Origin of the sequence: Pseudomonas sp. TH07, assembly GCF_016651285.1 — a bacterium.
Taxonomy (GTDB): Bacteria; Pseudomonadota; Gammaproteobacteria; order Pseudomonadales; family Pseudomonadaceae; genus Aquipseudomonas.
This window is the reverse complement of sequence record NZ_JAEKED010000001.1, coordinates 5,099,745-5,126,033: the sequence shown is the minus strand read 5'-3', so window position 1 is coordinate 5,126,033 and position 26,289 is coordinate 5,099,745. Positions and strand designations below refer to the sequence as shown.

General features: G+C 60.3%; 19 protein-coding genes and 2 pseudogenes. 8 read left to right on the top strand and 13 right to left on the bottom strand.

Features of this window, described 5'->3' with window-relative positions:
* Positions 1 to 42 precede the first annotated feature (42 nt).
* Positions 43 to 2,502 (bottom strand): UvrD-helicase domain-containing protein, encoded by a 2,460-nt coding sequence (locus tag JFU57_RS23390; protein ID WP_201130922.1) that lies wholly within the window; start codon positions 2,500 to 2,502, stop codon positions 43 to 45.
* 264 nt (positions 2,503 to 2,766) lie between these two features.
* On the opposite strand from JFU57_RS23390, the gene JFU57_RS23385 reads away from it, so the two are divergent.
* Positions 2,767 to 3,462 carry a pirin family protein gene (locus JFU57_RS23385; protein WP_201130921.1) on the top strand — a complete coding sequence of 232 codons (696 nt, stop codon included), beginning with the start codon at positions 2,767 to 2,769 and terminating at the stop codon, positions 3,460 to 3,462.
* Positions 3,463 to 3,519: 57 nt separating this feature from the next.
* Here the strand turns inward: JFU57_RS23385 and pgm are convergent, their stop codons facing one another.
* Positions 3,520 to 5,166 carry a phosphoglucomutase (alpha-D-glucose-1,6-bisphosphate-dependent) gene (gene pgm, locus JFU57_RS23380; RefSeq protein ID WP_201130920.1) on the bottom strand — a complete coding sequence of 549 codons (1,647 nt, stop codon included), beginning with the start codon at positions 5,164 to 5,166 and terminating at the stop codon, positions 3,520 to 3,522.
* A 238-nt stretch (positions 5,167 to 5,404) separates the two neighbouring features.
* Positions 5,405 to 6,427 carry a zinc-dependent alcohol dehydrogenase family protein gene (locus JFU57_RS23375; RefSeq protein WP_078473448.1) on the bottom strand — a complete coding sequence of 341 codons (1,023 nt, stop codon included), beginning with the start codon at positions 6,425 to 6,427 and terminating at the stop codon, positions 5,405 to 5,407.
* A gap of 267 nt (positions 6,428 to 6,694) precedes the next feature.
* Between JFU57_RS23375 and JFU57_RS23370 the strand changes: the two genes are divergently transcribed.
* From JFU57_RS23370 to hxsA, 5 genes are all read left to right on the top strand, one after another.
* Positions 6,695 to 7,609: a LysR family transcriptional regulator gene (locus JFU57_RS23370; RefSeq protein WP_242487507.1), complete on the top strand. Its 915-nt coding sequence runs from the start codon at positions 6,695 to 6,697 to the stop codon at positions 7,607 to 7,609.
* A gap of 349 nt (positions 7,610 to 7,958) precedes the next feature.
* Positions 7,959 to 8,258 carry a His-Xaa-Ser system protein HxsD gene (gene hxsD, locus JFU57_RS23365; RefSeq protein WP_201130919.1) on the top strand — a complete coding sequence of 100 codons (300 nt, stop codon included), beginning with the start codon at positions 7,959 to 7,961 and terminating at the stop codon, positions 8,256 to 8,258.
* Positions 8,255 to 9,742, top strand: a complete 1,488-nt coding sequence (gene hxsB, locus JFU57_RS23360; protein WP_201130918.1) for a His-Xaa-Ser system radical SAM maturase HxsB — start codon at positions 8,255 to 8,257, stop codon at positions 9,740 to 9,742. The genes hxsD and hxsB overlap by 4 nt, the downstream gene beginning before the upstream one ends.
* Complete coding sequence (hxsC, locus tag JFU57_RS23355) at positions 9,742 to 10,977, top strand: His-Xaa-Ser system radical SAM maturase HxsC (RefSeq protein ID WP_201132179.1); 1,236 nt, start codon at positions 9,742 to 9,744, stop codon at positions 10,975 to 10,977. The genes hxsB and hxsC overlap by 1 nt, the downstream gene beginning before the upstream one ends.
* Positions 10,974 to 11,582 carry a His-Xaa-Ser repeat protein HxsA gene (hxsA, locus tag JFU57_RS23350; protein ID WP_201130917.1) on the top strand — a complete coding sequence of 203 codons (609 nt, stop codon included), beginning with the start codon at positions 10,974 to 10,976 and terminating at the stop codon, positions 11,580 to 11,582. The genes hxsC and hxsA overlap by 4 nt, the downstream gene beginning before the upstream one ends.
* 714 nt (positions 11,583 to 12,296) lie before the next feature.
* Here hxsA and JFU57_RS33705 read toward each other — a convergent pair.
* Both JFU57_RS33705 and JFU57_RS33700 read right to left on the bottom strand, forming a co-directional pair.
* A pseudogene (locus tag JFU57_RS33705) lies at positions 12,297 to 12,812 on the bottom strand (methyl-accepting chemotaxis protein); the annotation flags it as partial.
* A 345-nt stretch (positions 12,813 to 13,157) separates the two neighbouring features.
* Positions 13,158 to 14,084: pseudogene (locus tag JFU57_RS33700) on the bottom strand (cache domain-containing protein); the annotation flags it as partial.
* 593 nt (positions 14,085 to 14,677) lie between these two features.
* Here JFU57_RS33700 and JFU57_RS23340 point away from each other — a divergent pair.
* On the top strand, positions 14,678 to 15,499 hold the full coding sequence (locus tag JFU57_RS23340) for an SDR family oxidoreductase (protein WP_201130915.1): 822 nt from the start codon (positions 14,678 to 14,680) through the stop codon (positions 15,497 to 15,499).
* A 24-nt stretch (positions 15,500 to 15,523) separates the two neighbouring features.
* On the opposite strand, the gene JFU57_RS23335 is transcribed toward JFU57_RS23340, so the two are convergent.
* On the bottom strand, positions 15,524 to 16,426 hold the full coding sequence (locus JFU57_RS23335) for a LysR family transcriptional regulator (protein ID WP_201130914.1): 903 nt from the start codon (positions 16,424 to 16,426) through the stop codon (positions 15,524 to 15,526).
* A 105-nt stretch (positions 16,427 to 16,531) separates the two neighbouring features.
* Between JFU57_RS23335 and JFU57_RS23330 the strand changes: the two genes are divergently transcribed.
* Entirely contained in the window at positions 16,532 to 17,515 is a 984-nt protein-coding gene (locus tag JFU57_RS23330) for an aldo/keto reductase (RefSeq protein WP_201130913.1), read from the top strand.
* Positions 17,516 to 17,650: 135 nt separating this feature from the next.
* Here the strand turns inward: JFU57_RS23330 and JFU57_RS23325 are convergent, their stop codons facing one another.
* From JFU57_RS23325 to JFU57_RS23295, 7 genes are all read right to left on the bottom strand, one after another.
* On the bottom strand, positions 17,651 to 18,451 hold the full coding sequence (locus JFU57_RS23325) for an IclR family transcriptional regulator (RefSeq protein ID WP_201130912.1): 801 nt from the start codon (positions 18,449 to 18,451) through the stop codon (positions 17,651 to 17,653).
* Positions 18,452 to 18,540: 89 nt separating this feature from the next.
* Positions 18,541 to 18,948 carry a MaoC/PaaZ C-terminal domain-containing protein gene (locus JFU57_RS23320; protein WP_201130911.1) on the bottom strand — a complete coding sequence of 136 codons (408 nt, stop codon included), beginning with the start codon at positions 18,946 to 18,948 and terminating at the stop codon, positions 18,541 to 18,543.
* A 10-nt stretch (positions 18,949 to 18,958) separates the two neighbouring features.
* The gene (locus JFU57_RS23315; protein WP_201130910.1) at positions 18,959 to 19,399 is read right to left on the bottom strand and encodes a MaoC family dehydratase N-terminal domain-containing protein; all 441 of its coding nucleotides are present in this window, start codon (positions 19,397 to 19,399) and stop codon (positions 18,959 to 18,961) included.
* 115 nt (positions 19,400 to 19,514) lie between these two features.
* Entirely contained in the window at positions 19,515 to 21,983 is a 2,469-nt protein-coding gene (locus JFU57_RS33510) for an acyl-CoA dehydrogenase family protein (RefSeq protein WP_201130909.1), read from the bottom strand.
* A gap of 39 nt (positions 21,984 to 22,022) precedes the next feature.
* Entirely contained in the window at positions 22,023 to 23,672 is a 1,650-nt protein-coding gene (locus JFU57_RS23305; RefSeq protein WP_242487508.1) for an acyl-CoA dehydrogenase family protein, read from the bottom strand.
* A gap of 52 nt (positions 23,673 to 23,724) precedes the next feature.
* The gene (locus JFU57_RS23300) at positions 23,725 to 24,951 is read right to left on the bottom strand and encodes a CoA transferase (RefSeq protein ID WP_201130908.1); all 1,227 of its coding nucleotides are present in this window, start codon (positions 24,949 to 24,951) and stop codon (positions 23,725 to 23,727) included.
* A gap of 55 nt (positions 24,952 to 25,006) precedes the next feature.
* Complete coding sequence (locus tag JFU57_RS23295) at positions 25,007 to 26,218, bottom strand: acetyl-CoA C-acetyltransferase (RefSeq protein ID WP_201130907.1); 1,212 nt, start codon at positions 26,216 to 26,218, stop codon at positions 25,007 to 25,009.
* Positions 26,219 to 26,289: the final 71 nt, after the last annotated feature.

Here is a 26,289-nt window from a genome sequence, read left to right as displayed (position 1 = left end):
CCCAACCTTTTGAACCAAAGCCCGCTTATGCAGCGGGCTTTTTCATGCACGCAAATCGTTGAAAAACGCTTTGCCCCGCGCAACCCGATCAGACGCCTTGGGTGCATTGGCAGCCGCAGATTCCTGCCCATCGACGTACCAGTAGCAGTGCTTCACCGCACGGGTGATACCGACATAGGCCAGGCGCAGGATTTCATCCTTCTGTGCGCTGTCGTAGGGCTCGGCGTCGCCGTCCTTGCCCAGGCCGGCCATGCGATAGACCTGATTCTTGTAGGGCGAGCTGGTCAAGTGTTGACAATCACCCAGCAGGAACACGGCATCCGCCTGCAAGCCCTTGGAACTGTGATAGGTCAGTTGCTTAAGCCTGCGGGCTTCGATCGGCAACCTAGAATCAACATTAACTATTTGATTAATATGCTCCTCAATCAATAACTTATCGCTACTTTTTCGAAAGAGCATCAAGATTGAATCGCCCTTCTGATAGTGCTCGGCCAGGCGTTTGCCCAGACCTGCGTCATCGCGGTCCAGCACCTGTACCGGGCGCAACTCCTGCTCGGCCCCACTGGCCTTGGCTTTTTTCCCGCTGATCGCCGGCGCCGCCCGGACAATGTGTTCAGCGGCGTCGATGATGTGCTGGTGGCTGCGGTAATTCTCGCTGAGCATGACCCGGGTGGTGCTGGGCGACGGGAACTCCTTGTTGAACTCCATGAAGTATTTCGGCGAACTGCCACGCCAGCCATAGATCGACTGCCAGTCGTCGCCCACACAGAGCAGGGACGACCGCTGGGCGCCGCGCCCTACGTGCATGGCCGGGCCGCGACTGCGGATTTCCCGCAGGCAAGCGCGAAGCCAGGACACGATCTGCGGCGAAACATCCTGGAATTCGTCGATCATCAGATGTGACAAAGGGCGCAGGCGCTCATTGCTCAACAGCTTGAGGTTCTCCGGCGAATGCTCGCTGAATAAGGCGAACATGCGGTTGTAGCTCATGATCGGCGGCGACTGGTCCAGCAAATGGTCCTCCAGGGCACGCCAGAACAGGCTGAGCGCTTCGAAGAAATACCGATCCGGGTCATCCTTGGCAAAGCTCATGCGCCCAACCGCATCGCACACATCCAGCCCGAGGTTCTCGATAAAGCCTGCGGCACCGACAAAACAATCCAGTAATGGCGCCGAAGCCAGCTCACCCTTGACCTTGTAGTCGAAACCCGGCCCCGCGCTGGCATCTCCGGCCAATGACGACAGGACGCGCTTTGCTGAATCATAAGAATCAAGCCATATCAAAGGCTTATGGCAGAAAGCTTGAAACAGGGTGCGTTTGACCGCCCATTCCGCGCGCACTGTGAGCTTGGCCCCGGGACGGCTGACCTGGGGATTTTCCCGCGGGTCGAAGCCCAACACCACCCAAGCATCCAACTCGGCCGCATAACCATGGCAATGGAAGCGCGAGCCGTTGATTTCGATGCTTTGTCGATTGGGCTCGATACCCTTGATCGGCCAGGCGCCAGCTCGAAACCACAGGTCTTCCAGGGTGTCGCACAGCTCTTCGTCGCGCTTGGCGGCCAATTCGGTGACCGCCATGCGCTTTTGCACATCAGGGTGATCGCGCTCCAGCTCCTTGAGCTGCAAGGCATGGCGCAACAGCGGCTTGATCGCCTGGCGAAAGCGCTCATCGCGGCCATGCAAGACGTGGTAGCAGGCATTCAGGTGACGGCGTTGGGCGTCGTTGATGCGCAGGTCGAACGGATTGCTCTCCACCTCCTCATCCGCGCCCGGCCCACGCTCACTGAGATTTTCAAACGCCTGCAGGCGTTCGAACCCCGGCAGGCTGCGCACCATCGGCAGGATCCGCGAGTGAAAGGTGCGCACCACTTCCCGCGCGTCGCGCAAGCCCAGACTAAGGCCCCAGAGGCTGAACACCTGGATCAGTTTCTGGATAAAGTCCTTGCGCGACTCACGGGTAAAGGTCACCACCGTCAAGGAGTCGAGCTCAAAGCCCAGGTAGTGATGCAGCAACAGGATGCGCAGCACCAGGGAAGTCGATTTGCCCGCCCCGGCGCCGGCGATCACGGAAGTGGACGGGGTATCGCTGAAAATCATCTTCCACTGCGCGGTGCTCGGCTGGGCATGGGCCGGCAGCAAGCGGGCGACATCGGCCTTGATGCGCTTCTTCAACTCCGTACTCAGCGGCAGGCGCCAGTCATCGAACAGCAGGTCATCTACGCCAGGAGCACGGTGCTCGGTATTGCGCGTATCGCGGATCAACAGCACCTGACGGCCCTCCTCGAGGCCTTCGAGCTTGCCCTCCTTATAGCCATACTCGACGCCTGCGGTATGCCCGCTGCGAAAGCCATCCGCCTGGCCATGCAGCCAGGAAGCCCGATGCTGAGCGCGTAGACGGGTAAGGCCATGTCCGAAAAACCTGGCTGCCAGCCGCTTGAACAGCGGCATTTCGGCCAGTGGCAAAAGCTCGGGAGGAAGATCGGGGGTGTGTTGCGGCACGCTGACTCCAGGGTGTGAGGCTGTGTGGGCTATGGTCGCTGCATTTGCCGCTGACTTCTAGCGAAATGCTTACAGGTCATCCACTTAAGCGATGAATTGAAGATTCGACAGTAGCAACGGGCCCGTATAAATATCTAATTTATAGATTGGATTACGGCATTTTTTGCACTTTTTATCGATGCATGGCTGATAGATGATGCTCGCCATCAACCGGGATTGGCGCTCTATGGCAGCGACCCGGCCAATCCCTTACAGGAGACGATCATGCTTGAACTCAGACCTTTTGCATCCCTGGGCGGCGCCCATCATGGCTGGCTGGATGCTCACCACCACTTTTCGTTTGCCGAATACCACGACCCGGCACGCATGAACTGGGGCAACCTGCGGGTGTGGAACGATGACGTGATCGCCCCTGGCACCGGCTTCCCCCAGCACCCGCACCGCGACATGGAAATCATCACCTATGTGCGCGAAGGCGCCATCACTCACCAGGACAACCTCGGCAATAAAGGCCGGACCGAAGCCGGCGACGTGCAGGTGATGAGTGCTGGCACCGGGATCGCCCACAGCGAGTACAACCTGGAATCGACGCCAACCCGGATCTTTCAGATCTGGATCATCCCCAACCAGGCCGGCGCAGCGCCATCCTGGGGCGCCAAGCCTTTCCCCAAAGGCCAGCGCGAAGGGTTTGTGACCTTGGCCAGCGGCAAGCACGGTGATGACCAGAGCCTGCGGATTCGCGCCGATGCGCGCCTGGTGGCGGCCAACCTCAAGGCTGGCGAATCAGCCGAATATGCACTGGACCCGGGCCGGCGTGCCTACCTGGTGCCCGCTACCGGGGTGATTGAAGTCAACGGCTTGCGTGCACAAGCTCGAGACGGTGTGGCGGTTGGCGAGGAAAGCGTCTTGCGAGTGACGGCGATCGAGGACAGTGAAATCGTGCTGGTGGACCTGGCCTGATAAAACAGAAGCCATAAAAAAGGGCGACCCTGGGGTCGCCCTTTTTTTACCTGCCTGTCAGTTGCCGCTGATAGCGCCATCCACCAGGGTCTGAGCTTCCTGCACCAATTGCTTGAGGTGGTCATCACCGATAAAGCTTTCGGCGTAGATCTTGTAGATGTCCTCGGTGCCCGAAGGTCGCGCGGCGAACCAGCCGTTGGCGGTCATGACCTTGAGCCCGCCGATGGCCTGATCATTACCCGGCGCGTGGCTGAGGATCTGCTCAATTGCTTCACCAGCCAGTTGGGTCGAGGTGACCTGCTGCGGCGAAAGCTTACTGAGCAAGGCTTTCTGTTGCGGATTGGCCTTGGCATCGACCCGTACCGAAAAAGGTTCGCCCAGCTCATCACAAAGGGCACGGTAGGCCTGGCTCGGATCGCGGCCAGTACGGGCGGTCATTTCTGCTGCCAGCAAGGCCGGGATCAATCCGTCCTTGTCAGTACTCCAGACACCGCCGTCCTTGCGCAGGAATGAGGCGCCGGCGCTTTCTTCGCCGCCAAAACCCAACGAGCCATCGAACAGGCCGTCGGCAAACCACTTGAAGCCTACTGGCACTTCATACAAACGGCGGCCCAAGCGCTTGGCAACCCGGTCAATCAGGCCACTGCTGACCACAGTCTTGCCAACGGCGGCATCGGCGCGCCATTGCGGGCGATTTTGAAACAGGTAGTCGATGGTGACTGCCAGGTAATTATTCGGCGCCAGCAGGCCACCGCTCGGGGTGACGATGCCGTGGCGGTCGTGGTCAGGGTCGCAGGCGAAGGCCACATCGAAGCGATCCTTCAGGCCGATCAGCCCCTGCATTGCGTAGCTGGAGGACGGGTCCATGCGGATCTGCCCGTCCCAGTCCACCGACATAAAGCGGAAAGTCGGGTCGACCTGCTTGTTCACCACGTCCAGGTCCAGGCGATAGTGCTCGGCGATTGCCGTCCAGTAGCGCACCCCTGCTCCACCCAGTGGATCGACGCCCAGATGCAGCTTGGCGCCACGGATGGCATCCATGTCGATCACATTGATCAAGTCGGCGACATAGGTGTTGAGGTAATCGTGACGGTGGGTGGTATCGGCTTTCAGCGCCTGCTCGTAGCTGATGCGCTTGACCCCGGCGAGCTTGGCCGCGAGCAACTCGTTGGCCTTGGCTTCGATCCACTTGGTGATATGGGTATCGGCCGGACCACCGTTGGTGGGGTTGTACTTGTAACCGCCGCTTTGTGGCGGGTTGTGCGATGGGGTGATGACGATGCCGTCCGCCAGGCCCGAAGTGCGGCCGCGGTTGTAGCACAGGATGGCGTGGGAAACGGCCGGAGTGGGTGTGTACTCATCCCCGGCGGCAATCATGACCGTCACACCGTTGGCGGCAAGCACTTCCAGGGCACTGGCGCCGGCAGGCGTGGACAGCGCATGGGTGTCGATGCCGACAAACAGCGGGCCATCGATACCCTGGGATTCGCGATACAGGCAGATGGCCTGACTGATGGCCAGTACATGCCATTCGTTGAAACTCAGATCGAACGAGCTGCCACGGTGCCCCGAAGTACCAAAGGCAACACGCTGGGTAGAAACCGAAGCATCGGGCTGGCCGGTGTAATAGGCCGTTACCAGTCGCGGGATATCGACCAACAATTCAGCTGGTGCCGGCTTGCCCGCAAAAGGACTGAGTGTCATGCAAAACCTCTGGAAAAGGATGATTCGGGAGTGGAAGGCAGTTTACTGGCAGTTTGACCATCGCGCGACGGGATCTATCCCGTGGCATGAGCGGAACTTGCAGAATTTGCACAACGAACACGCAGGCGCCGCCCGGGAAGGGCTGGAGTGATCGTGAGGGAAGATGAAAGACCGGCGCTTGAGGCACCCGTGCGATAAAAAACGCCAGGGTTCGTGGTGGCGAACCCTGGCGTGGGGATCAGGCCGATTCGACCTGCAGCGCAACCCGTTCGCGGCATGGACACTCATCCATGTAACGGTGCGCCTCGACAAACTCATTGAACGGGAACACCCGGGTCTTCAGCGGCAGCAGCACTCGGTCCGCGGTCAGCTGGTTGATGTCACGCAACGCTCGTTGCAGTGCCACCTGGTCCTGGACGATACCCAGCTCCGGCTTGCCGGTGAAGTTGCCGATGCAGTGCACAAAGAACTGGATGTTCTTCTGGAACGCCGCGCAGGCCGGGAATGGCGTCTGGTTACCGCCCTGCAGGCCATACAGGACCAGGCTGCCACGCGGCGCCAGGACATCGCCCAGCAGTGACATCTGCGGGCCACCCAAGCCATCGAACACCACGTCCACGCCACGGCCGTCAGTGAACTTGTTGATCTGCATCAGCAGGTCCTGTTCCTCGGTGACGATCACTTTCTCGGCGCCCAGGGACAGCAGATACTCGCGCTCTTCCGCGGTCTTGGTCGCGGCAATCACCCGCACTCCAAGGGCTTTGCCCAGCTGGACAAAGGATGGGCCGGCGCAATGGCTGGCATCGGTAACCAAGGCGAACTGCCCGGGTTTGACTCGGGCCAGATCGGCGTAGGCGAAATAGGCAATCAGCAGCGGCGTGTAATGCACGCTGGCCTCGATCGGGCTGAGAATGTCCGGATAACGGGTCAGGGCCGAACGCGGCAATACGATCTGCTCGCCGTATACCGGGTAATCATTGGGGCTTTCGGCAGGGAAACTGGCGACTTTGTCACCCACTGCCAGGTCGTCGACGCCATCACCGACTGCGGTGACCACACCGGCCATCTCATGCCCCAGGCCTGAAGGCAGACGAGCATGGGATGAGGCCAGGTTCTGGCGCCAGAGAATGTCATACCAACTGATGCCAATCGCCTCGACGCGCACCTGCACTTCGCCTGGCGCAGGCAAAGCGGCCGCATGCTCTTCGCATTTGAGCACCTCGGCCGAGCCAAACTTGTGAAAACGGATCGTGCGGGACATCGCAAACCTCGTCAAAGTAACCTCTAATGCCCTGAACTTTATCTGGGCTTTTACAGCAAGACCATCAGTGGCTATTAATAGTCGACATGCCTGTCATTGATTCCGCAGCTCCGGCAACCCTTATAAACCGCGTGCCAGAGCGAACTTGCCTGGCAGGAAACTGAATTAGCCGGTGCAGAGTAGCAGCCTTTCCCCGTAAGATTCACGCCGGCCATTGTTCTTATATGGCCGCTCTCGTCAAGTTTGCTGACTCTGCCAGGACTCCAGATGAATCGTAATGACCTGCGTCGTGTCGACCTGAACCTGTTGATCGTGTTCGAAACATTGATGCATGAACGCAGTGTGACCCGTGCCGCCGAGAAATTGTTCCTCGGCCAGCCCGCCATCAGCGCGGCGTTGTCGCGCCTGCGCAGTCTGTTCGACGACCCCCTGTTTGTACGCACCGGCCGCAGCATGGAGCCTTCGGCGCGGGCGGTGGAAATCTTCGCCCTGCTCTCGCCGGCCCTGGATTCGATTTCGACCGCGGTCAGCCGCGCCGCCGAATTCGACCCGGCCACCAGCACCGCCGTGTTTCGCATCGGTCTGTCGGACGATGTCGAGTTCGCGCTGCTGCCCATGCTGCTCAAGCGCCTGCGCGCCGAAGCTCCCGGAATCGTGCTGGTGGTACGCCGCGCCAACTACCTGCTGATGCCGGCGTTGCTGGCCTCGGGCGAAATCTCGATTGGCGTCAGCTACACCACCGACCTGCCGGCCAACGCCAAGCGCAAGGTATTGCGCCGCAGCCTGCCCAAATTGCTGCGCGCCGACACCGTACCCGGCGCCTTGAGCCTGGATGACTTCTGCGCCCGTCCCCATGCCCTGGTCTCGTTCGCCGGCGATCTCAGCGGTTTTATCGATGAAGAGTTGGAAAAACTCGGACGCAAGCGCCATGTGGTGCTGGCCGTACCGCAGTTCAACGGCTTGAGCACCCTGCTGGCGGGCACCGATATCCTGGCCACTGTTCCGGATTACACCGCCGAAGCCCTGACCGCCGCTGGCGGCGTGCGCGCCGAAGACCCACCGCTGCCGGTACGCGACTTCGAACTGCACATGGCCTGGCGCGGCTCCCAGGACAACGACCCGGGAGAGCGTTGGTTGCGGTCGCGGATTCAGATGTTTTTCGGCGATCCTGAGAGTCTTTAGACGTAGTCTGGCAGGCTGTTCGGCTGATCATTTCTGCCTTTCCACAAACCATGAAGCTCCATCCACTTCCAGTGGATTGCCACACCCGGAGGCAAATCTGAGGACACGCTTTGGATGGTTTGCAAAGAATGCCCCCCAGCCTAAGGCCAAGCGGACTATTGATGAGGGATGGGTGGACTGAGGGAGATATGAACCCTCGACCCTAATCCGTATCGAGGGCCGAGCCGTAGTGAGCGCACCACCCACCACGCTGGGCAAATGCGCGCAAATGTAAAAAATTATGATGGCATAATGCCTAGGCAACCCGCAAAATCCACACGTTCCCAACGGATTTGAAGGACCGGTTCCGATGACATGGCCAGTCACGCTGAAACTCGACAGCGCAGCCTACCCGCTCAGCGTGGTGCAACGTGCCGCTTATTCCCTGGCCGACACTGTCACGATCCAGGTCGGTATTGAATCCAATCAGATAAGCCTCACAGCCTACCCCGCTGAAGCAAGGCTAACGCTTTCCCCGGAGCCGGCTCACTCGCTGATCCTTCAGCATCTGAACGACTTCGCCCTACGCGACCATATCAACCGCGAAACAGCAGGGTTGCGCGAAGTCCTGGCCCGAGCCGCGCTCACTGGGTGTGGGATTCCCCAGTGACACTGATTGCGACAGACGCCAAACACTACCGCTTGCTGCCTTTTCGATTCATGCGCATGAACACGGGACATGACCGTGACATCCTGCTCACCTCCGATACCGGTGAGTACATGCACGTGAACGACGCGCAATTACGAGCCCTCAGTTACTTCGACGTTCAAGCAAGTACGCCTTTTTACAAGGACTTGCTGGCCCGCCACTTCATATACGAACCAGGCCGCCACGACCCGTTCCCGGAAATGGCCGCGCAGTATCGCAGCCGAAAGGACTTCCTGTTCCAGGGCCCGGCACTGCACTTGTTCGTGGTTACATTGCGCTGCAACCACACCTGCCAGTACTGCCAGGTGTCGCGGGCCCCTTTGGGAGGATCCGGCCATGACCTGTCGGAAGCGGATGCACAGGCGGCGGTCGATCGCCTGTTCGAATCGAACGCCCCCGCCCTGACTGTGGAGTTTCAGGGTGGAGAGCCACTTCTGGCCTTCGAGCGCGTCCGCCAGATTGTCGAATGGGTCGTTGAACGGAACGTGGTCGAACAACGGGATATCCAGTTCGTCATAACCACCACGCTGCACCACCTGACGGAGGAAATACTCGACTTCGCAGAACAAAATCGCATTCAGTTTTCGACCTCGCTCGATGGGCCGGCGCCCTTGCACAACGCTAACCGCCCTACCCCTTCACGAGACTCCTACGAACGCACTGTAAAAGGCATCCAGTGGGTCCGTGAGCGCCTTGGCCATGATGCAGTTTCCGCGCTGACCACACTGACCTCAAGAAGCCTCGAACAACCTGAAGCGATCATCGATGAGTATGTAAGCCAGGGCTTCTCCAGCATCTCGCTTCGGCCTCTGAGCCCTTATGGGTTTGCCACCAAGAGTGCCCATCGACTTGATTATCCTATTGAGCGATACCTGGCCTTCTACAAGAAGGCACTGGCCTATTTGCTGCATATCAACCAACAGGGCATATACCTCTCAGAGAGTTATACGAGCCTGTTGCTGAAGAATATCCTGACACCCTTCTCCTCCGGCTATGTCGACCTGCGCTCCCCTGCAGGCGCAGGCACTGCGGCGCTGGTTTACAACTATGACGGTTACGTCTATCCATCGGACGAAGCCCGAATGTTGCTGGAGATGGGTGAAGACGGCTTGAGGCTCGGCACCGTACACCAACCCTTGTCTGAATTACTCGCATCGCCCGTTATGAATGCGTTGCTCGCCAGCGGTATAGCAGAGGCGCTGCCGGGCTGCTCCGACTGCGCACTTGTCCCGTACTGCGGTGCTGACCCCGTCGAACACTATGCCCGCCAAGGTGACCCGATCGGACACCGAGTGTTCAGCAGCTTCTGCAAGAAGAACATGGGGCTGCTGAAGCATCTTTTCGGCCTGCTTTGCGATGGTGACGACAACGTGCAGAGGGTGCTGCTGTCTTGGTTGAACAGGCGCTCTTACAACGACGTCCGGTTCCCGGGTTACAGGGGCTGATGGCGATGCTGCGCAAAGATACCCACTTCGAAATCCATCACCTGAATGAGCCGAAACTGCTCAAGGTCATCACTCTGGATGAGTTCATCGAACAAGGCCTGGCTGTTTGTGCCGGAAGCGCTGAGTTCGGTGACCTGCTGCTTTGGCTGCCAAACGAAGAACGGCTACGGAGCCCGCATCTGCTCTCTTTACCAGTGGGTGGATTCCTGATCCCGGAACCATTGATCGGCGACTTCGACAGCATGCGGCCACACTTGCACACCCCCAAAGATGCGGATGTCGTGCAGCCCGGCGATGTCATTGCCATCACACCAGGCAACGCGATGGTGCGAGTGCTCTATCGACGAGGCTCAGACAGCAACCTGCTGTTCATGACCGATCGTTGCAACAGCCTCTGTTTGATGTGCTCGCAGCCGCCCAGAGATATCGATGACCGTTGGCACATCGAGGAGAACCTACGGCTAATCGACCTGATGGACCCGGGCGAAGAAAATCTAGGAATCAGCGGCGGAGAGCCAACGCTTTATCGCGACGGCCTGCTCGAAATCCTGGCCAAGAGCAAAGCCGTTTTGCCGCAAAAATCCATCCATGTGCTCAGTAACGGGCGTCTGTTCCAAGACCCGAGCTGGATCGCTGCGCTCTCTGCCATCGGTCACCCTCAGTTGAGCTGGGGCATCCCGCTGTATGCCGACAATGCCGAAGACCATGACCATGTGGTGCAGGCTCCCGGCGCGTTTAGCGAAACCCTGCAAGGTCTTTACAACCTGGCGCGCGCCAACCAGATCATCGAGATACGCGTGGTGCTCAGTCGCCTGACCACGCCACGCTTGCCGGAGCTCGCCCACTACGTGTTCAGGAACCTGCCCTTCGTGCGGCACGTTGCTCTGATGGGTATCGAAAGTACCGGCCTGGCCAGGAAGAACTATGAAGAACTGTGGATTGACCCGCTGGACTATCAGGAGTCGTTGAGCCAGGCAGTGTATTTCCTGTTCAACCGCGGAGTGCCGGTTTCGATCTACAACTTGCCCCTGTGCCTGATCCCGGCCCACCTCTCGCGTTTCGCCCGCCAGAGCATCTCGGACTGGAAGAACCTGTTCATCGATACCTGCCAGCAATGCGCTGCCGTCAAACATTGCTCTGGCTTTTTCAAATCCCACTCCGACCGCTGGCAGAGCCGCGGCGTACAACTACTATCGACCGAGGCCTTTAGCGCCTATGCAAGGAGTGCACAGTGAAATTGCTCGACCGCTGGAAAGTCCTGATCAGTGGGATCAGCCTGCTGCCAATGGCAGGTACCACCCTGGCACAGGCGGGCCATCTGTCGCTCGCCGATGCGAACTGGCAACCCAACGACAAGCTACAGCCCCCAGTATTTGCCGATACGCTCAATGCGCCAGACACCGTCAACATCTATGCGGCACATCGCTCGCACAGTTCTCACCGGTCCCACAGTTCGCACAGTTCTCACTACAGCGGCTCGGGTGGCTATAGCGCACCTCGCTACTACAGCCCACCCGCTACCAGCACCCGAAGCTACAGCGCGCCGAGTGCTTCGAGCAGCACCCCAAGCAGCAACAGCCTTTATCAGTCGTCTGGCACTACCAGCGGGACAAGTTCGAGCACTTCAAAGAGCCGCGCGACCAATGAGCAGAAAAGCAACCTGGTCACCCGTGTGCAGACCGCACTGATGGTGCGCCAGTATTACCAAGGCGCCATTGATGGGGTGATGGGAAAAGCGACACGTGGTGCGTTGATGGCCTTTCAGATGGACAGTGGTCTGACCGTGAATGGCCGAATGGATACTCCATCTTTGAATGCGTTGGGTATCAAGATTCCATAAGTCGCTTCAGGATAAAGCCAGCGTCCGTTCAGCAACAAAGGAATATCCGATGCAGCACATCATTCAAGTCGACAACACTCTCTGGGCTCATCTGCCACCTGCAAGGCGAGAAACTGCAAACCCCATGCGTAGCGCCGTTTCCGTATCACGACCGCTGATGCAAATAACGTTGTCATTGAGACCGGATCGGAAGACTCGCGGTTGGCGCTGACTCGAACAGCTGCTATTTCCAAGCTGTGGAGTGTCAGTTGTCGGCAGCTAACCCCTTTCTGGGCGACGGAGTACACGCCGCGGTTCAGGAAGGACGACTACTCGTGTACCGGCGGCGACTGGGAGCAATACTGGGGGTAAGACCAAGTATTTTTGGCCTGAAACTACCGAACTAGAGCCAAGGCAAATTATTTTGGCGACGTTGAGAGTCTCTAGGCATAGTCAGGCAGGCAGGCTGCGTGATCATTTCTGCCTTTTCCTAGACCATGAAGATCCATCCACTTCCAGTGGATTGCCATTTTCGAAGGCAAATCTGAGGACACGCTTTGGATGGTTTGCAAAGAATGCCCCCCAGCCTAAGGCCAAGCGAGCTATTGATGAGGATGGCTCCGACCGGACTCTCTGCAATTCGATAGACCGGCCTGAGGCTTTCAGCGATAAAAACTGCGTAGATCGGCCGAGTGAAAGCGGTGAGTGCTCACCGTTTTCATTCGGGTTGGGATCCTAGTATTTGAAACGCCCCACCAGGCCTTTGAGCTGACCAGAAATTTCTATCAATCGACCCGAGCCAGTCTGTGAGGACTGGGCAAAGCCTTCGACCAGTTGGGCATCGGCATGGATCTGCGCGATATGCCGATTGATCTCTTCGGCCACCTGGTGCTGCTCCTCGGCGGCGGTGGCGATCTGGGTATTCTGGTCGCGGATCGAGTCCACCGAGCCACGGATCTTGTCGAAGCTGTCACGTGCCTGCTGGATGCGTTCCACGCTGGTGTGGGACACCTGCAGGCTGCCTTGCATCTGCTGCGTGACTTCCTGGGTGCGGCGGGAGAGATTGCCCAGCAAGCTGTCGATCTCGCCGGTGGAGTCGGCTGTCCGACGGGCCAGGGCGCGGACTTCGTCGGCGACCACGGCGAAGCCTCGGCCTTGGTCTCCGGCGCGCGCCGCTTCAATTGCTGCGTTGAGCGCCAGCAGGTTGGTCTGCTCGGCAATCGAGCGGATGGTGTCGAGAATGGTGTTGATGTTCTGGCTGTCCTGCTCCAGCAACTGCATGGTCTGGGTCGACTTTTGCAGGTCTTCGCTGAGCTTGAGCACGCTGCCGGTGGCTTCGCCGATGTGCTGCTGGCCGTCATGTACGTCGCGGTAGCCTTCGTCGGCACTCGACGCGGCGGCACTGCACGAACGCGCGACTTCGTTGGCAGTAGCGACCATTTCATTGAACGCGGTGCTCACCAGCTCCACGGCTTCACGCTGGCGACCTGCGGCCTGGTTCATGTTGTTGGCCACTTCGCTGGTGTCGGCGGCGGCGGTCTGCAGGTCAGATGAGGCGTTGCCGATGCGCTGCACCAATTGCGCGATCATGCCCAGGAACTGGTTGAACCAGCCCGCCAGGCTGGCGGTTTCGTCCTTGCCCTGCACCTTGAGTTGGCGCGTCAGGTCGCCTTCTCCTTCGGCGATTTCTTGCAGGCCGTCGGCCACGCCGCGAATCGGACGCACGATGACGCTGGCAAAACTGGCGCCAACTATCGCGAACACCAACGCCAAGGCCGCCGCAATGGCGGCGATCAACCAGGTCAGGCGGGTGGCGTCGGCCAGCACTTCATCACGCTTGATCAGGCCGATAAAGCGCCAGCCCAGGTCTTTGGAGCTGACCACGTTGGCCATGTAGGGCACGCCATCAATCTCGATCTGAGTCACGCCGTCGCCTCGCTTGGCGAGGTCGGCATAGTTGGGCCCCAGGTCGGCCAGGGGTTTGAAGTTGTGCTTGGCGTCGCTGGGGTCTACCAGCACGTTGCCGTTGGCTTCCACCAGCATCAGGTAGCCGCTGTCGCCCAGCTTGATGTTGCGCACCAGTTCGGTGAGCTGTTTGAGCGACACGTCCAGGCCAACCACTCCCAGGATATTCCCGGCGGCGTCGGCGACAGTGTGCACGGTGCCGATCAGCGTCACATCGTCCGGCGCCCAATAGTAGGCACCGGTGCGCACGGTGGCGCCTGGCGCGGCGATGGCCGCTTTGTACCAGGGACGTACGCGTGGGTCGTAGTTGTTCAGTTTGGTGTCGTCCGGCCAGCTGGCGTAGCCGCCATCGCTCAGCCCCAGGGACAGGTATGCGGTACTCGGATGGCTTTTGGCGAACTGGTCGAATATCGCCAGCAGCTCTTTGTTGGTCTGAGTGAGCGGAATTTGCGCTGCTTCGGCGCCCGCGTAATTCTTGAGATCTTTGGCCGCGACAACGCGCGGGTCCTTGGCTACGTAGTCGACGTTTTGGCTGATGCCGTCAAAAAACTGCTTCATGCCATTGTCGATCTGGCGGATCTCGCGACCGCTGCTGTCGAGGAAATTGGCCAGGGCCCCTTCTCGCAGATTCAGCACTACCAAAATGGCGACCAGGATGACCGGGACACACGCGATAGCCGCGAACGCCCAGGTCAGCTTCTGCTTGATATTCATGACTTCACCTGCGGGTATTTATAGTTTTGGCAAGGGGAAACGCTAGAGCCGAACGTCGCATGTGTTGTTATGAGGAGATAGAGCCCATGCGTACTCTGAATTATCGACCGCGACGGTGCGCACTTTAGAACGATACTGAAAGCTTTTGCGCGGCAAACATCCAGGCAGAAAGCAATGTTGGCCAATGCGTAACCTCTTTACTGACTGGGTTTTACGAGAAACTCCTTGAGCCGAGGTTAAGAAAAAGAGGTGTCGACGAAACCCGGGGCAATTCAGTCAGGTCATGGCTGCATAGGCTCATGAGGGTGACTCACCAATACCCGGGCCTGACCGGGGTAACTGCTGAATTGAGCTCACAAGGCCACGCACCGCTGGAAGGCTAATAATCAAGCGCTGCACACCCTAAAGTGGCCTCACACCCGCCCAGGAACATAAAGATGACCGAGGTCACTGTAGTTATCGGAGCCGGCTCGATCGGCCAAGCCATCGCTCGGCGCGTCAGCGCTGGCAAACATGTGTTGCTGGCAGACTTGCAGCAAGCAACTGCAGATGCTGCCGCAAAGGTCATGAGCGATGCAGGTTTCGAGGTTACGACAGCCAAGGTTGATGTCTCATCCCGCGAGTCGGTCCAGGCACTCGTCGCCCAGGCGATGTGTATTGGCGACATCACCGGCGTCATCCACGCCGCAGGCGTTTCCCCGTCTCAGGCCGCGCCTGCCACCATCCTCCAGGTCGATTTATATGGCACCGCCCTGGTGCTGGAGCTGTTTGGCGAGGTCATCGCCAAAGGGGGATCGGCCATCGTTATCGCCTCGCAGTCAGGCCACCGCTTGCCGGCGCTCAGCGTCGAGCAGAACCGAGCCCTGGCGTTGAGCCCGACTGAGGCACTTCTTGCGCTGCCGATGCTGCAACCCGAGCGGGTAACCGATCCCCTGAATGCCTACCAGATCTCCAAGCGTGGCAACTCGCTACGCGTGGCGGCGCAAGCCGTTCGCTGGGGCAAGCGTGGTGCACGTGTCAACACCATCAGCCCGGGCATTATCTTCACACCCCTGGCCCGGGATGAACTCAAGGGCCCGCGTGGGGATGGGTATCGGCGCATGATCGAATCCTGCGCGGCCAAGCGTGGCGGTACGCCCGATGAAGTCGCTGCGGTCGCGGCGCTGCTGATGGGCCCCGAAGGGACATTCATTACCGGCAGCGACTTCCTGATGGATGGCGGTGTGACCGCTCAATACTGGTACGGCGCTGACCAGTAGCGTCACAGGCCGGCCGCCGCGGTTCTAGCCTGGCTGGCGCGCCCACTCGCGCACCGCTTCCGCGAACATCCGCAAGGCCATCGGTGGATGTCGGTTGGCCGGGTAGTAGAGGCAGGCACCGGCATAGGAAGGGCCCCAGTCAGGCAGCAGGTGGACCAGGCGCCCGGCCTGCAGATGCTCCTCGACCTGATGTTCAGGCACCCAGGCGATGCCGATACCCGCCAACGCCGCGTCCGTCATCAGGTTGATGTTGTCCATGGTCATGGGGCCGTCGACATCGAGGCTGGATGATCGGCCCAGGTGATCGAGGCCCCAGCGAAACAGCGTGCCGCTGGCAAAGCGAAAACGGATGCATCGATGCGCCTTGAGGTCATGGGGTGCCATGGGCGCCGGGTGCCGACTCAGGTACTCGGGCGACGCCACTGCGGCAAATCGTACGTCCGGGCCGAAACGCACCGCGATCATGTCCCGCGGGACATCGTCGAACAACCGAATGCCGGCATCGAACCCATCGGCGACGATATCGACCAAGCGGCTATCCGCCACACACTCGATATGGATCTGCGGGTTGTCCTGGAGAAACCGGGGCATGACATGGCGGATCAACAGCTTGAATGACGATTCGGATGCGCTCAGGCGAATCAGGCCCGAGGGCGTATTGCGCTCCGAGGTGACGTCGTTGACGGCGCATTCGAGCTCACCCAGCAGCGGCTGCACCCGCAGGAAGAGTTGCTCACCCGCCTCCGTCAAGGCAACCGAGCGGGTTGTCCGATTGAACAGGCGCAGTTCAAGGCGTGATTCCAGGCCACGCATCGAATGGCTCAGCGCCGAGGCCGAAACCCCCAGCATCCTGGCCGCGCCGCTGAAGCTGCGTTGTTCAGCGATGGCGACAAAAGCGGTCAACTCGGGAAGGCCGGCCCGGATCATTAGTGAATACTCCTCAACTACCTATGAAGCGTGGTGCCAATTGTTGAGCAAGGCACAGGAATCTAAAGTGTACCGGTCCCCCCATCCTTGCGAAGGAGAAGAAACATGCAGAAACGTCAGCTCGGCAAAAGCGGCCTGGAAGTGTCCTCCATCGGCTTGGGCTGCATGGGCCTGAGCTTCGCTTATGGCCCTGCCCTGGAGCAAAAGGCCGCCATTACCCTGATCCGCGACGCCTTCGACAAAGGTGTCGACTTCTTTGACAGCGCAGAGGCCTATGGGCCCTACACCAACGAAGCACTGCTGGGCGAAGCCTTGGCCCCGATCCGGGATCAGGTGGTCATTGCCACCAAGTTCGGCTTCAAAAACGGCCGGCCGGATGATGGTCTGGACAGCAGCCCTGAAACCATCAAGGCCGTGGTCGAGGCGTCGTTGAAGCGCCTCAAAACCGACCGTATCGAACTGCTCTACCAGCACCGCATCGATCCACAGGTACCGATTGAGGAAGTTGCAGGCGTCGTGAAGCAATTGGTCGAAGCAGGCAAAGTCCTGCACTTCGGAATGTCGGAGGCCGGGCCCGACGCAATCCGCCGCGCCCACGCCGTGCTGCCAGTCGCCGCCCTGCAAAGCGAGTACTCGCTGTGGTGGCGCGAGCCGGAACAGCAGATCCTGCCGGTACTGGAAGAGCTCGGAATCGGCTTCGTTCCATTCAGCCCCCTGGGCAAAGGCTTCCTCACCGGCGCCATCGACGCCAACACCCGGTTCGCGGAGGGCGACTTCCGCAATGTGGTGCCGCGCTTCACCGAGGAGAACCGCAAGGCCAATGCGCAATTGGTCGAGGTGCTCGGCCAGATCGCGGAGGGTAAAGGTGCAACCCGGGCGCAGGTGGCCCTGGCCTGGCTGTTGGCACAGAAGCCCTGGATCGCCCCCATTCCAGGCACCACCCGGTTGCATCGGCTAGAAGAGAACACCGGCGCTGCTGACCTCCTCCTGACCCCGCCCGATCTGGCTGCCATCGCCACGGCGCTGGAGCAGATCAAGGTGGTGGGTGATCGTTATCCGGCTCATCTGCAGAAAAACGTTAATCGCTGACGGCCAACCCCCTCGCCCACTGCCGGCGCCCGTGTAAGGGCCCTGGCAGTGTTGTTTCATCCTTGCAGATTCCGAGAGCCTCTCTCTCCCCGCATTGGGGCTCGCAAGCGAGGCCTCTCAAGCTGCGGTGAGCGGTTACCGCTTTTCCCCAGGAAACAACGCCCGGCTGATAAACCCTGACGTGCTGCTTAGCGCCTCGCCCAGAGCCTCCAGTTGGGTTCGATCGTACTGGGCGCTGATGCCAATACCGGAAACCACGAAACGCGGTTGGTTGTGGTGGTCAGTCACGGCACTGGATACCACGCTGACGCCGCGATACAAGTTGCCATCATCAATGGCCCAACCGGTGTGCACGGTTTGACGAGCTTCGTCCAGATAGCTCTCGAAGCTCGGCGGGCTTTCCCAATGCAGGCGGGCGAAACGGCGGCGTAGTTCGTCTTCGGGCAGATTGCGCAGGCCCGCAATACACCGCCCGCTGGCACCCAACAGCTCTGGCATACGGGTTTTGAGATTAACGTCGATATGCGCCACGGCCGGGATGGCACGGGCGATGGCGTGCATGTAGTTATCGCCGGTGACCTCCCACAGCAAGACCATGATGCGGTGGTTCAGGCTCAGGCGTTCAAGCTCTGGCTGGATAAGGTCAGCGTAGCTGCGACCGATAAAACTGACTGCCAGTTCGGAAAGCCCCAACCCCAGGCTGTAGGTCTTGCCGCTATCGCTGAAGGACACCCACTGTTCATTGGTCAGGGTGCGCAGGATGTTGAAAGCACTGCTGGGGCTGATACCCGTTGCCCGGGCAATAGCCGCAACGCCTTTGGGCTCGGTGCATTGGGCGAGATGACGGAGGATTTGAATGGCGTTGACCACCGCGCCGACTTCTTTAGGACCGGGGGCGCTCGCCGTCGCGGTGTTGCTTTCTTTTTCTGAAGTCATATTCACTATTCGAATTAATATTCTTTATGGCGAATGAATTCTAAGGATTACTGAACCTCAGTCAACGGGCGCAAGCGCGCCTAGCGCTTTCACGCATCAAGGGCCACCACGGCTTCACCTGACAGCTTAATTTCACCTGCCTGGTTTCGGCTGGTGATCTCCAAGCGTGCGGTGCCGGCAGCCATGTCTATCTCCACTACTTTGCCGGAACTGCTCAGAGCATCGCCGACCTGAGTCACCGCCACGAACCGCACCGAGAACTGACGCAAACGTTCCTGGGGCACCCAGCGTGTCAGCACATGGCCCAGATAGGCCGTGGACAGCATTCCGTGGGCGAACACATCGGACCTCCCGACCTGCTTGGCGTAGTCGATATCCACATGGATCGGGTTGTGATCGCCAGAGGCGCCGCAATACAACGCCAGTGTCAATCGGCTGATGGGTTCGGCAGTCAGCGACGGCAAACAGTGGCCGATTTCGATTTCGGAAAGTTTCACCTACGGCTCCTCAATGGCATATGACCAGGCTATTGCGCATTTTCGCGACCAAATGCCCAGCGGCATCGGTGACACGGGTCTCGCGAACCACAAACTCCAGCGTCCCCTCTTTCTTGTCATAGATGTCGACGATCCTGGTCTCGAAACTCAGGCATTCACCGGCGAAGACCATGCGGTGATAGGTAAAACCCTGTTCGCCGTGCAGTATTCGCCCGTTATCCAGACCCAGGTGCTTGAGGGTGGCGGCTGAGCCCCCGGCTTCCATGTCCAGGCAGAAGAGGAAGGTCGGTGGCACCGGCAATAGCGGATAACCCGCGTCGAGCGCTGCCGCTTCGTCGCTGTAACACGCATCCTGCTGCTGGGTCGCCTTGGCAAAAAAACGCAGGCGACCGGCTTCGACCACTTGCGTGTGGCTGGAAACCAAGGCGCCGATATGACTTTTGTCGATCATTTACGGTACTCCTCGGCCATCGCTGACCTTAAAACCGGGTGGCTACATCGCCACCCGCGCTTGATGTTCCTGCCGCTTGCCATTGAGCAGCAATCGGTTGACCGCCACTTGCCCCTCAACTCGGTAGTTCCAGAACCGTGCGCGCCAGAATGTTGCGCTGCACTTCGTTGGAGCCGCCGTAGATCTTCGCGGCACTGCCGTTGTAGAGCGCGGCCAGCAGGTGTTGCTGCCCGTCCCCCGTCGCCGTCGCCCCAGCCAAGGCGCCCAGGGACCCGGCACTGCGCACGATGGCCAGGCCGATGCGCTGGTAAGTCTCAGTCGCCCAGATCTTGAGTATCGAAACCGAGGGCGGCAAAGGTTCGCCGCGCTTCACATAGTCGGCGTACTGGGTGTAAAGCGCGGTGAGGTTCGCCACATCCAGGGCCAACTCGGCATAACGGGTACGAAAGGCAGAGTCGCCCATCAAATCAAGCTGCTGCCCCAGCGCCTTCAAATGCCCCAACGCATGCTGCGACTGCTTGGGGCTCCCCAAGTGCAGGCGCTCGAACCCGAGCAAAGCCTTGGCAATGGTCCAGCCTTGGTTCACCTGCCCTACCAGGTTTTCATGGGGCACACGCACGTTGTCGAAGAACACCTCACAGAACTCACAGTGCCCGGCGAGATCACGTATCGGACGCACACTGATACCCGGCGAGTTCAGGTCACAGAGCAGGAAGCTGATACCCGCCTGCGGTTTGGCCGCCTTGTCGGTGCGCACCAACAGGAAAATGTGGGTGGCATCCTGGGCCAGGGTGGTCCAGGTTTTCTGGCCCGAAACAATGAAGTGCTCGCCCTCAAGCAGCGCTTCAGCGCGCAGGCTGGCAAGGTCCGAGCCGGCATTGGGTTCGGAATAACCCTGGCACCAGATGCTCTCCCCGCTCAAGATTTTCGGTAGAAAACGCTGTTGCTGCTCGGCGGTTCCGAACCGCATCAGAACCGGCCCCACCATCAAAATCCCCTGGTCCGGGGCTCTTGCTACGCCGTAGGCTTCGAACTCTTCGTGCCAGGCGATTAGCTTGGCGGCGGGCAGCCCCATGCCGCCATGGGTTTCGGGCCAGGCAGGAGCGATCCAGCCCTGCTGGGACAGGCAGCGGTACCAATCGCCGATTTCGTGCCAATGCACCCGGCGTGGCATATGCCGCAGTGGGGTTGGATAGTGCCTGATGAGAAAAGCGCGCAACATGCGGCGAAATTCGCCGTCTGACCAACAATCCCAATCGCCACGCCTCGGAAACTCACCGCTCCAGTCGCAGACCACCTGGCCCCCGTGGTTGTCATTTCGCGTCAGCTCGAACCAGCGCAGCTTCAGGGTCTGCTCCGACCCGAAACGTGGCAGTAGCGCCAACACACGCTTGAAATAAAGCCCTACGTCGCACTCATCGGTCATGCCCATGGCACCATGGAGGTGGACTGCCGCCTGACCGGCCTCCATGGCCGCGTGGCCGGCGCACAAATTGGCTTGCAGCGAGGCGATATTCAGCGCCTGATCCGTGGCACAAGCGACAGCCTGGCGCAGGCTGGCACGGGCCAGCTCGATCTGAATCAGCACATCGACACAGCGGTGCTGCAATACCTGGAAACTGCCGATCGGTTTGCCAAACTGGTGACGTTGCGAGATGTAGTCCCGGGTCAGTTCGTGCATCTGCTCGGCAGCGCCCAGCAACTCCGCGCCGTACAACAGGCGACCGATGGAGGCGGCTCGGCCCAGAAGCTCGGCGACCTCCGGCCCCTGGGCAACAATCGCCGGCCGCGACAGGCGAACACCGTCGAAGCACAAGCGGGCCCGACAGCGCCCGTCGGCCTCGATCTGCGGCTCGACCCGAAGGCCTGCATTGTCGGCTGCCACGTACAGCAATATCGGCCCCCCTTGCTCATCCATAGCAACGATCAGCCAGCCATCGGCCGGGTCGACAGGCACCACATACGGCGCCACGCCATACAGGCGACGCTCACCCTCCACCCCAACTTCGATTCGACAGGCCATGGACGACGCACTCAGCCGCTCATCCAGATCCAGAGCGACGCCGACGATACGCTCGCCGCTTAACACCCACTCCAGAAGTTCACGAGCAGCGGCGGATGACGCACCGGCCAGCAGCGTCACCACCACGCCTGCAACTGCCGTGAACGGTTCGGGCGCCAGCCAGCGCCCGACTTTACGCGCCACCGCCGACGCGGCATCAAGGCCCAGCCCCAGCCCGCCGAGTGCCTCGGGCACCAGCATGGCGGGCCAGCCCAGGGCGACGATTTGCTGCCAGTCATCACGGCCAAACTCCTGTTTTGGCAGCTCCTGGGGCTCGAATACGCGGTGCTGCCGGAGCACATCCAGGCCTCCTCGGTCCTTGAGAAATTTTTCTGCCGAATCCTCGATCGCGACCAGCACTTCTGTCATTTCTGCCTGAGGGTTGTGCATAGGGTGTGTCATGGTTACCTCGCTTTTTAGGCGCCTTTTATCGACAGTTGCGCTGAGCACCATCGGCCCAGAAAGCCGGCCTTGCGAAAACTGTCGACCTGTTCGGTGCCTTTTTATTGTTCGATCGGCCACTGCCTGACCGCCCTTGACTCGTCTGCCGCCTACCTATGCTCAAGGTTCCTGGGTCAACAGGCCGCGGCCGATGACCTGGGCCTGAATTTCCGCAGCCCCCTCGAAAATGCTGAGGATCCTGGCATCGCACAGCACGCGGCTGATTTCGAATTCCAACGAATAGCCATTGCCACCATGGATCTGCAAACCCGCGTCGGCGTTGCTCCACGCCACCCGGGCAGCCAGCAACTTGGCCATGCCAGCCTGGATGTCACAGCGCCGGCCCTGCTCCTTGGCGGTCGCTGAAAACACCGTGAGCTGACGGGCCATGATCACTTCGGCCAACATCATCGCGAGCTTGTCCGACACCCGTGGGAACTCGATAATCGGTGCCCCGAACTGCTGGCGATCGAGTGCGTATTGCCATGCCAGGTCGAACGCGCGCCACGCCACGCCAACCGCCCGGGCTGCGGTCTGTATCCGGGCCCCCTCGAAGGTTTGCATCAGTTGCCGAAAGCCCTGGCCCTGCACTCCACCCAGCAGCCCGTCAGCGTCGACTGCAAAACCATCAAAACCGATTTCGTACTCTTTCATGCCCCGGTACCCCAGGACCTCGATCTCCCCACCACTCATACCCGCCGCAGGAAACGGTTCGGCTTGAGTACCTCGGGGTTTCCCCGCCAAAAACATCGACAGTCCGGCATGCCCCTCAACCCCTGGTTCGGACCTCGCCAGCAAGGTCATCAAGTCGCTGCGGGCGGCGTGGGTAATCCAGGTTTTGTTGCCGTCAATGCGCCATCCGCCATCGACTGTGCGACTGGCGCGGGTACGCAGCGAGGCGAGGTCGGAACCACTGTTGGGCTCGGTGAACACCGCCGTTGGCAAGATGTCTCCCGAGGCAATCCCCGGTAGCCAACGGGCCTTTTGTTCAGCAGTGCCGACCGAGTCGATAAGGTCCCCGGCAATTTCCGAGCGCGTGCCCAGCGAGCCGGCCGCGATCCAGCCGCGACTGAGCTCCTCGGTGACGATGCACATCGCTCGCTTGCCCAGCCCCATGCCGCCGTACTCAGCGGGGATGCAGATGCCAAACACCCCAAGCTCCGCCAACTGGGCAATCAACGCATCGGGGATCAACTCATCGTTGAGGTGCCACTGATGGGCATAGGGGGTGATTTCGTTGGCGGTAAAGCGCCGAAACTGATCGCGAATCAGGTCCAGATCCTGATCGAACAGGGTTTCGCTGACCCTGTCGCCCTCACGCCAGGCCTGCACCAGGGCCAAGCGCCCCGCCGCCCCACCGGCGGCTTGCAGAGCGCGAACATCCGGGTGTTCGGCAAGCCGCCGGGCGGCAGGCTCCAGATCCAGCTCCCCAGGGCGAAATATCTCGTTCTGCCCCATCGGGATGCCGCCAGAGAGCTGAGCCAGGTATTCGGCGATGCCTACGGCCAGGGCCATTTCATCCACCTTGCCCAGGTGCCCCTTGGCCGCCAATTGCCGGCCCCACTCGGCAGATCGAACAATCGCCTCCACCGTTGTCGCCACCCAGGCCAAGCCATGGAGCAGGCGCTGATGCTGCTTGAGCGCAGCCGAAGCTGGCGGGCCGTCACTGCAAAAAAATTCACGGGCCGCCCCGTGGAGGCTGTGGCCATAGTGTTGCGCTGCCTGCGCAGCACCCTGCAAATGAGCGGTAAAAGAAGTTGTTGTTGTCATAACCGTCTCAATCAATGAATGCATTCATGAAGTTGCCAACCAGGTGCCGCCACTACCCATGCCGGCTGCCCGCCACCAACCCGCTGTCATGCAGTTGGGCGATCTGCGCCGAGGTCAGTGACAGCACCTGTTCCAGGACCTGATCGGTGTTTTCCCCGAGATAAGGCGCCCGCACACCAGCATCGCGCGGGGTGCCGACAAAGGTCGCGGCCGCCCCGGGGGCTGGATACGTCAGCCCGCTGGGGTGGGTCAGTTGCGTAAAGAGCGGCGAAGAAAGCGCTAGGCGCGGGTCGACCTGCATTGCCTCGCCCAAGGTGCGATAAGGGCTCCAGCACAGGTCATTGGCAGCAAAGCGGGCCGTTACCTGTTCCAGGGTGAGCTCGGCAATGCAGCGCTCGAAGATCGGGAACAAGGCATCGCGATGGATAAAGCGCTGCCCTTCATCACGCTCAAAAGAAACGCCAAGGACACCTTCCAGTTGCTCGATCCGCTGTTTGAGCTGCAAAGCGTTCAGCAGCCCTTTCCACTGCTTGGCGGTAATGGCAACCACCATCAGGTATTGGTCATCAGCCGTAACGAAGTCCCGCCCAAAAGCGCCAAACAGCGCATTCCCCTGACGAGCCCGATCGCCACTGTGCAGGGCTTCGGCGATCTGCCCGGTATTGCCCAATGCCGCCATGGCCACGTCAGACAGCGGGATTCGAACCTCCTGCCCTTGCCCGGTCAGGTTCCGCTGACGCTCTGCCGCCAGCGTCGCAAAAGCCGCGTAGGCCCCCGTCAGCAGATCCCAAGCCGGCAGCACATGGTTCACCGGGCGCTCTGCATTGACCTCATCGCCCGTCATGTAGGGCACGCCAATCGCAGCATTGACGGTGTAGTCAACCGCCGACGTACCGTCCCCCCAGCCCATGACCCGCACCGTAATCAGATCTGCGCGCTGCTTGCACAAGGCTTCATGGGCAAGAAAACCGCCCACCGGGAAGTTGGTGACGAAAATTCCCGCATTCGCCCCGGGCGCGGTGATCAGGTCGATGGCCAACTGCCGACCTTCGGCGCGTGACAGGTCTAACGCCACGGATTGCTTGCCTTTATTCAAGCCCTCCCAATACAAGCTCGCGCCTGAACTGGATACCGGCCAACGCTTAAAGTCGGGGCCGCCGCCGATGGGGTCGATGCGAATCACTTCGGCGCCCAACTGTTGCAAATGCAGGGCACAGGAAGGCGCGGCGATAAAAGACGCACATTCGATGACACGTAAACCTTTCAAGAACGGGTACATGGGACCTGGCTCCTGCCGCTGAATCTATTGAGGGGTTGACTCTTGCGTACAGCGCTCAACTCACCCGCTCAAAGATCGCCGCCAGCCCTTGGCCGCCACCGATACACATAGTCTCCAGGCCGTAGCGACCATTACGCCGCCCCAGTTCGCGCAGCATGGTCGCCAGAATCCGGGTCCCTGTAGCCCCAACCGGATGGCCCAGGGAAATCCCCGAACCATTGACGTTAAGGCGCTCATAATCGCCCGCGTTGAAAGACAAGGCGCTGGTGCATGCCAGGACTTGCGCGGCGAACGCTTCGTTGATTTCAATCAGGTCCATGTCCTTGAGCGTCAGCCCGGCACGGCGCAGTACCAACTCGGTGGCCGGCACCGGGCCGATGCCCATGCGCTCAGGCTCAACTCCCGTCACCGCCCAGTTGACCAGCCGGCCAAAAGGCCGCAATCCAAGCGCCTCAGCCTTTTCACGGGTTGTGACAATGCACACGGCGGCGCCGTCGTTCTGGCCGCTGGCGTTGCCCGCAGTCACCGTGGCTTCGGGGTCGGCGCCCAGGCGCACGGCCTTGAGTGCAGCCAGGCTTTCAATCGACACATCGGCCCGTGGATGCTCGTCGACGCTGACCTGCATCACCCCGTTGCGAGTCTTGACTGCGACCGGAACGATCTCCTCCTCAAAACTGCCATTAGCCTGCGCGGCAATCGCCCGCTGGTGAGAGCGCAGCGCCATTTCATCCTGCGCATGCCGACTGATGGAGTATTCACGACGAAGGTTTTCTGCGGTCTCCAGCATGCCGCCCGCCACCGGGTAGTGCTTGCCACCCGAAGTGATACGCCCCCGTGCAATGCGGTCCCACAATGGGCTGGAATCCCCACGCAAGCCCCAGCGATTGCCCAGCACGTAGTGTTCAGCCTGGCTCATGCTTTCCGCACCGCCAGCAATGACCAGATCACAAGCCCCGGTCTGCACTCGCATTGCGGCATCAATCACCGCTTGCAGGCCGGAACCACAGCGCCGATCCAGTTGCAAACCAGGGACTCGAACCCCCAGCCCGGCGTCCAGCGCCGCGACCCGCCCAATAGCGGGGGCTTCGCCGTTGGGGTAGCACTGGCCAAGGATAACGTCGTCAATCACCTCGGGAGGTAGTCCGGTGCGCTTGACCAACTCACCGATCAGTTGTGCTGCCAGCTCGACAGCGGGAACGTCACGAAAGATGCCGCCATAGCGACCTACCGCAGTACGCATCGGCTCACAAATAACTGCTTCACGCATAGTGCTCACTCACTTTGTAGAGAAATGATTTCGAGGGGCCGCACAGCAGGAGACGCCCCCCCGTTCAGGAC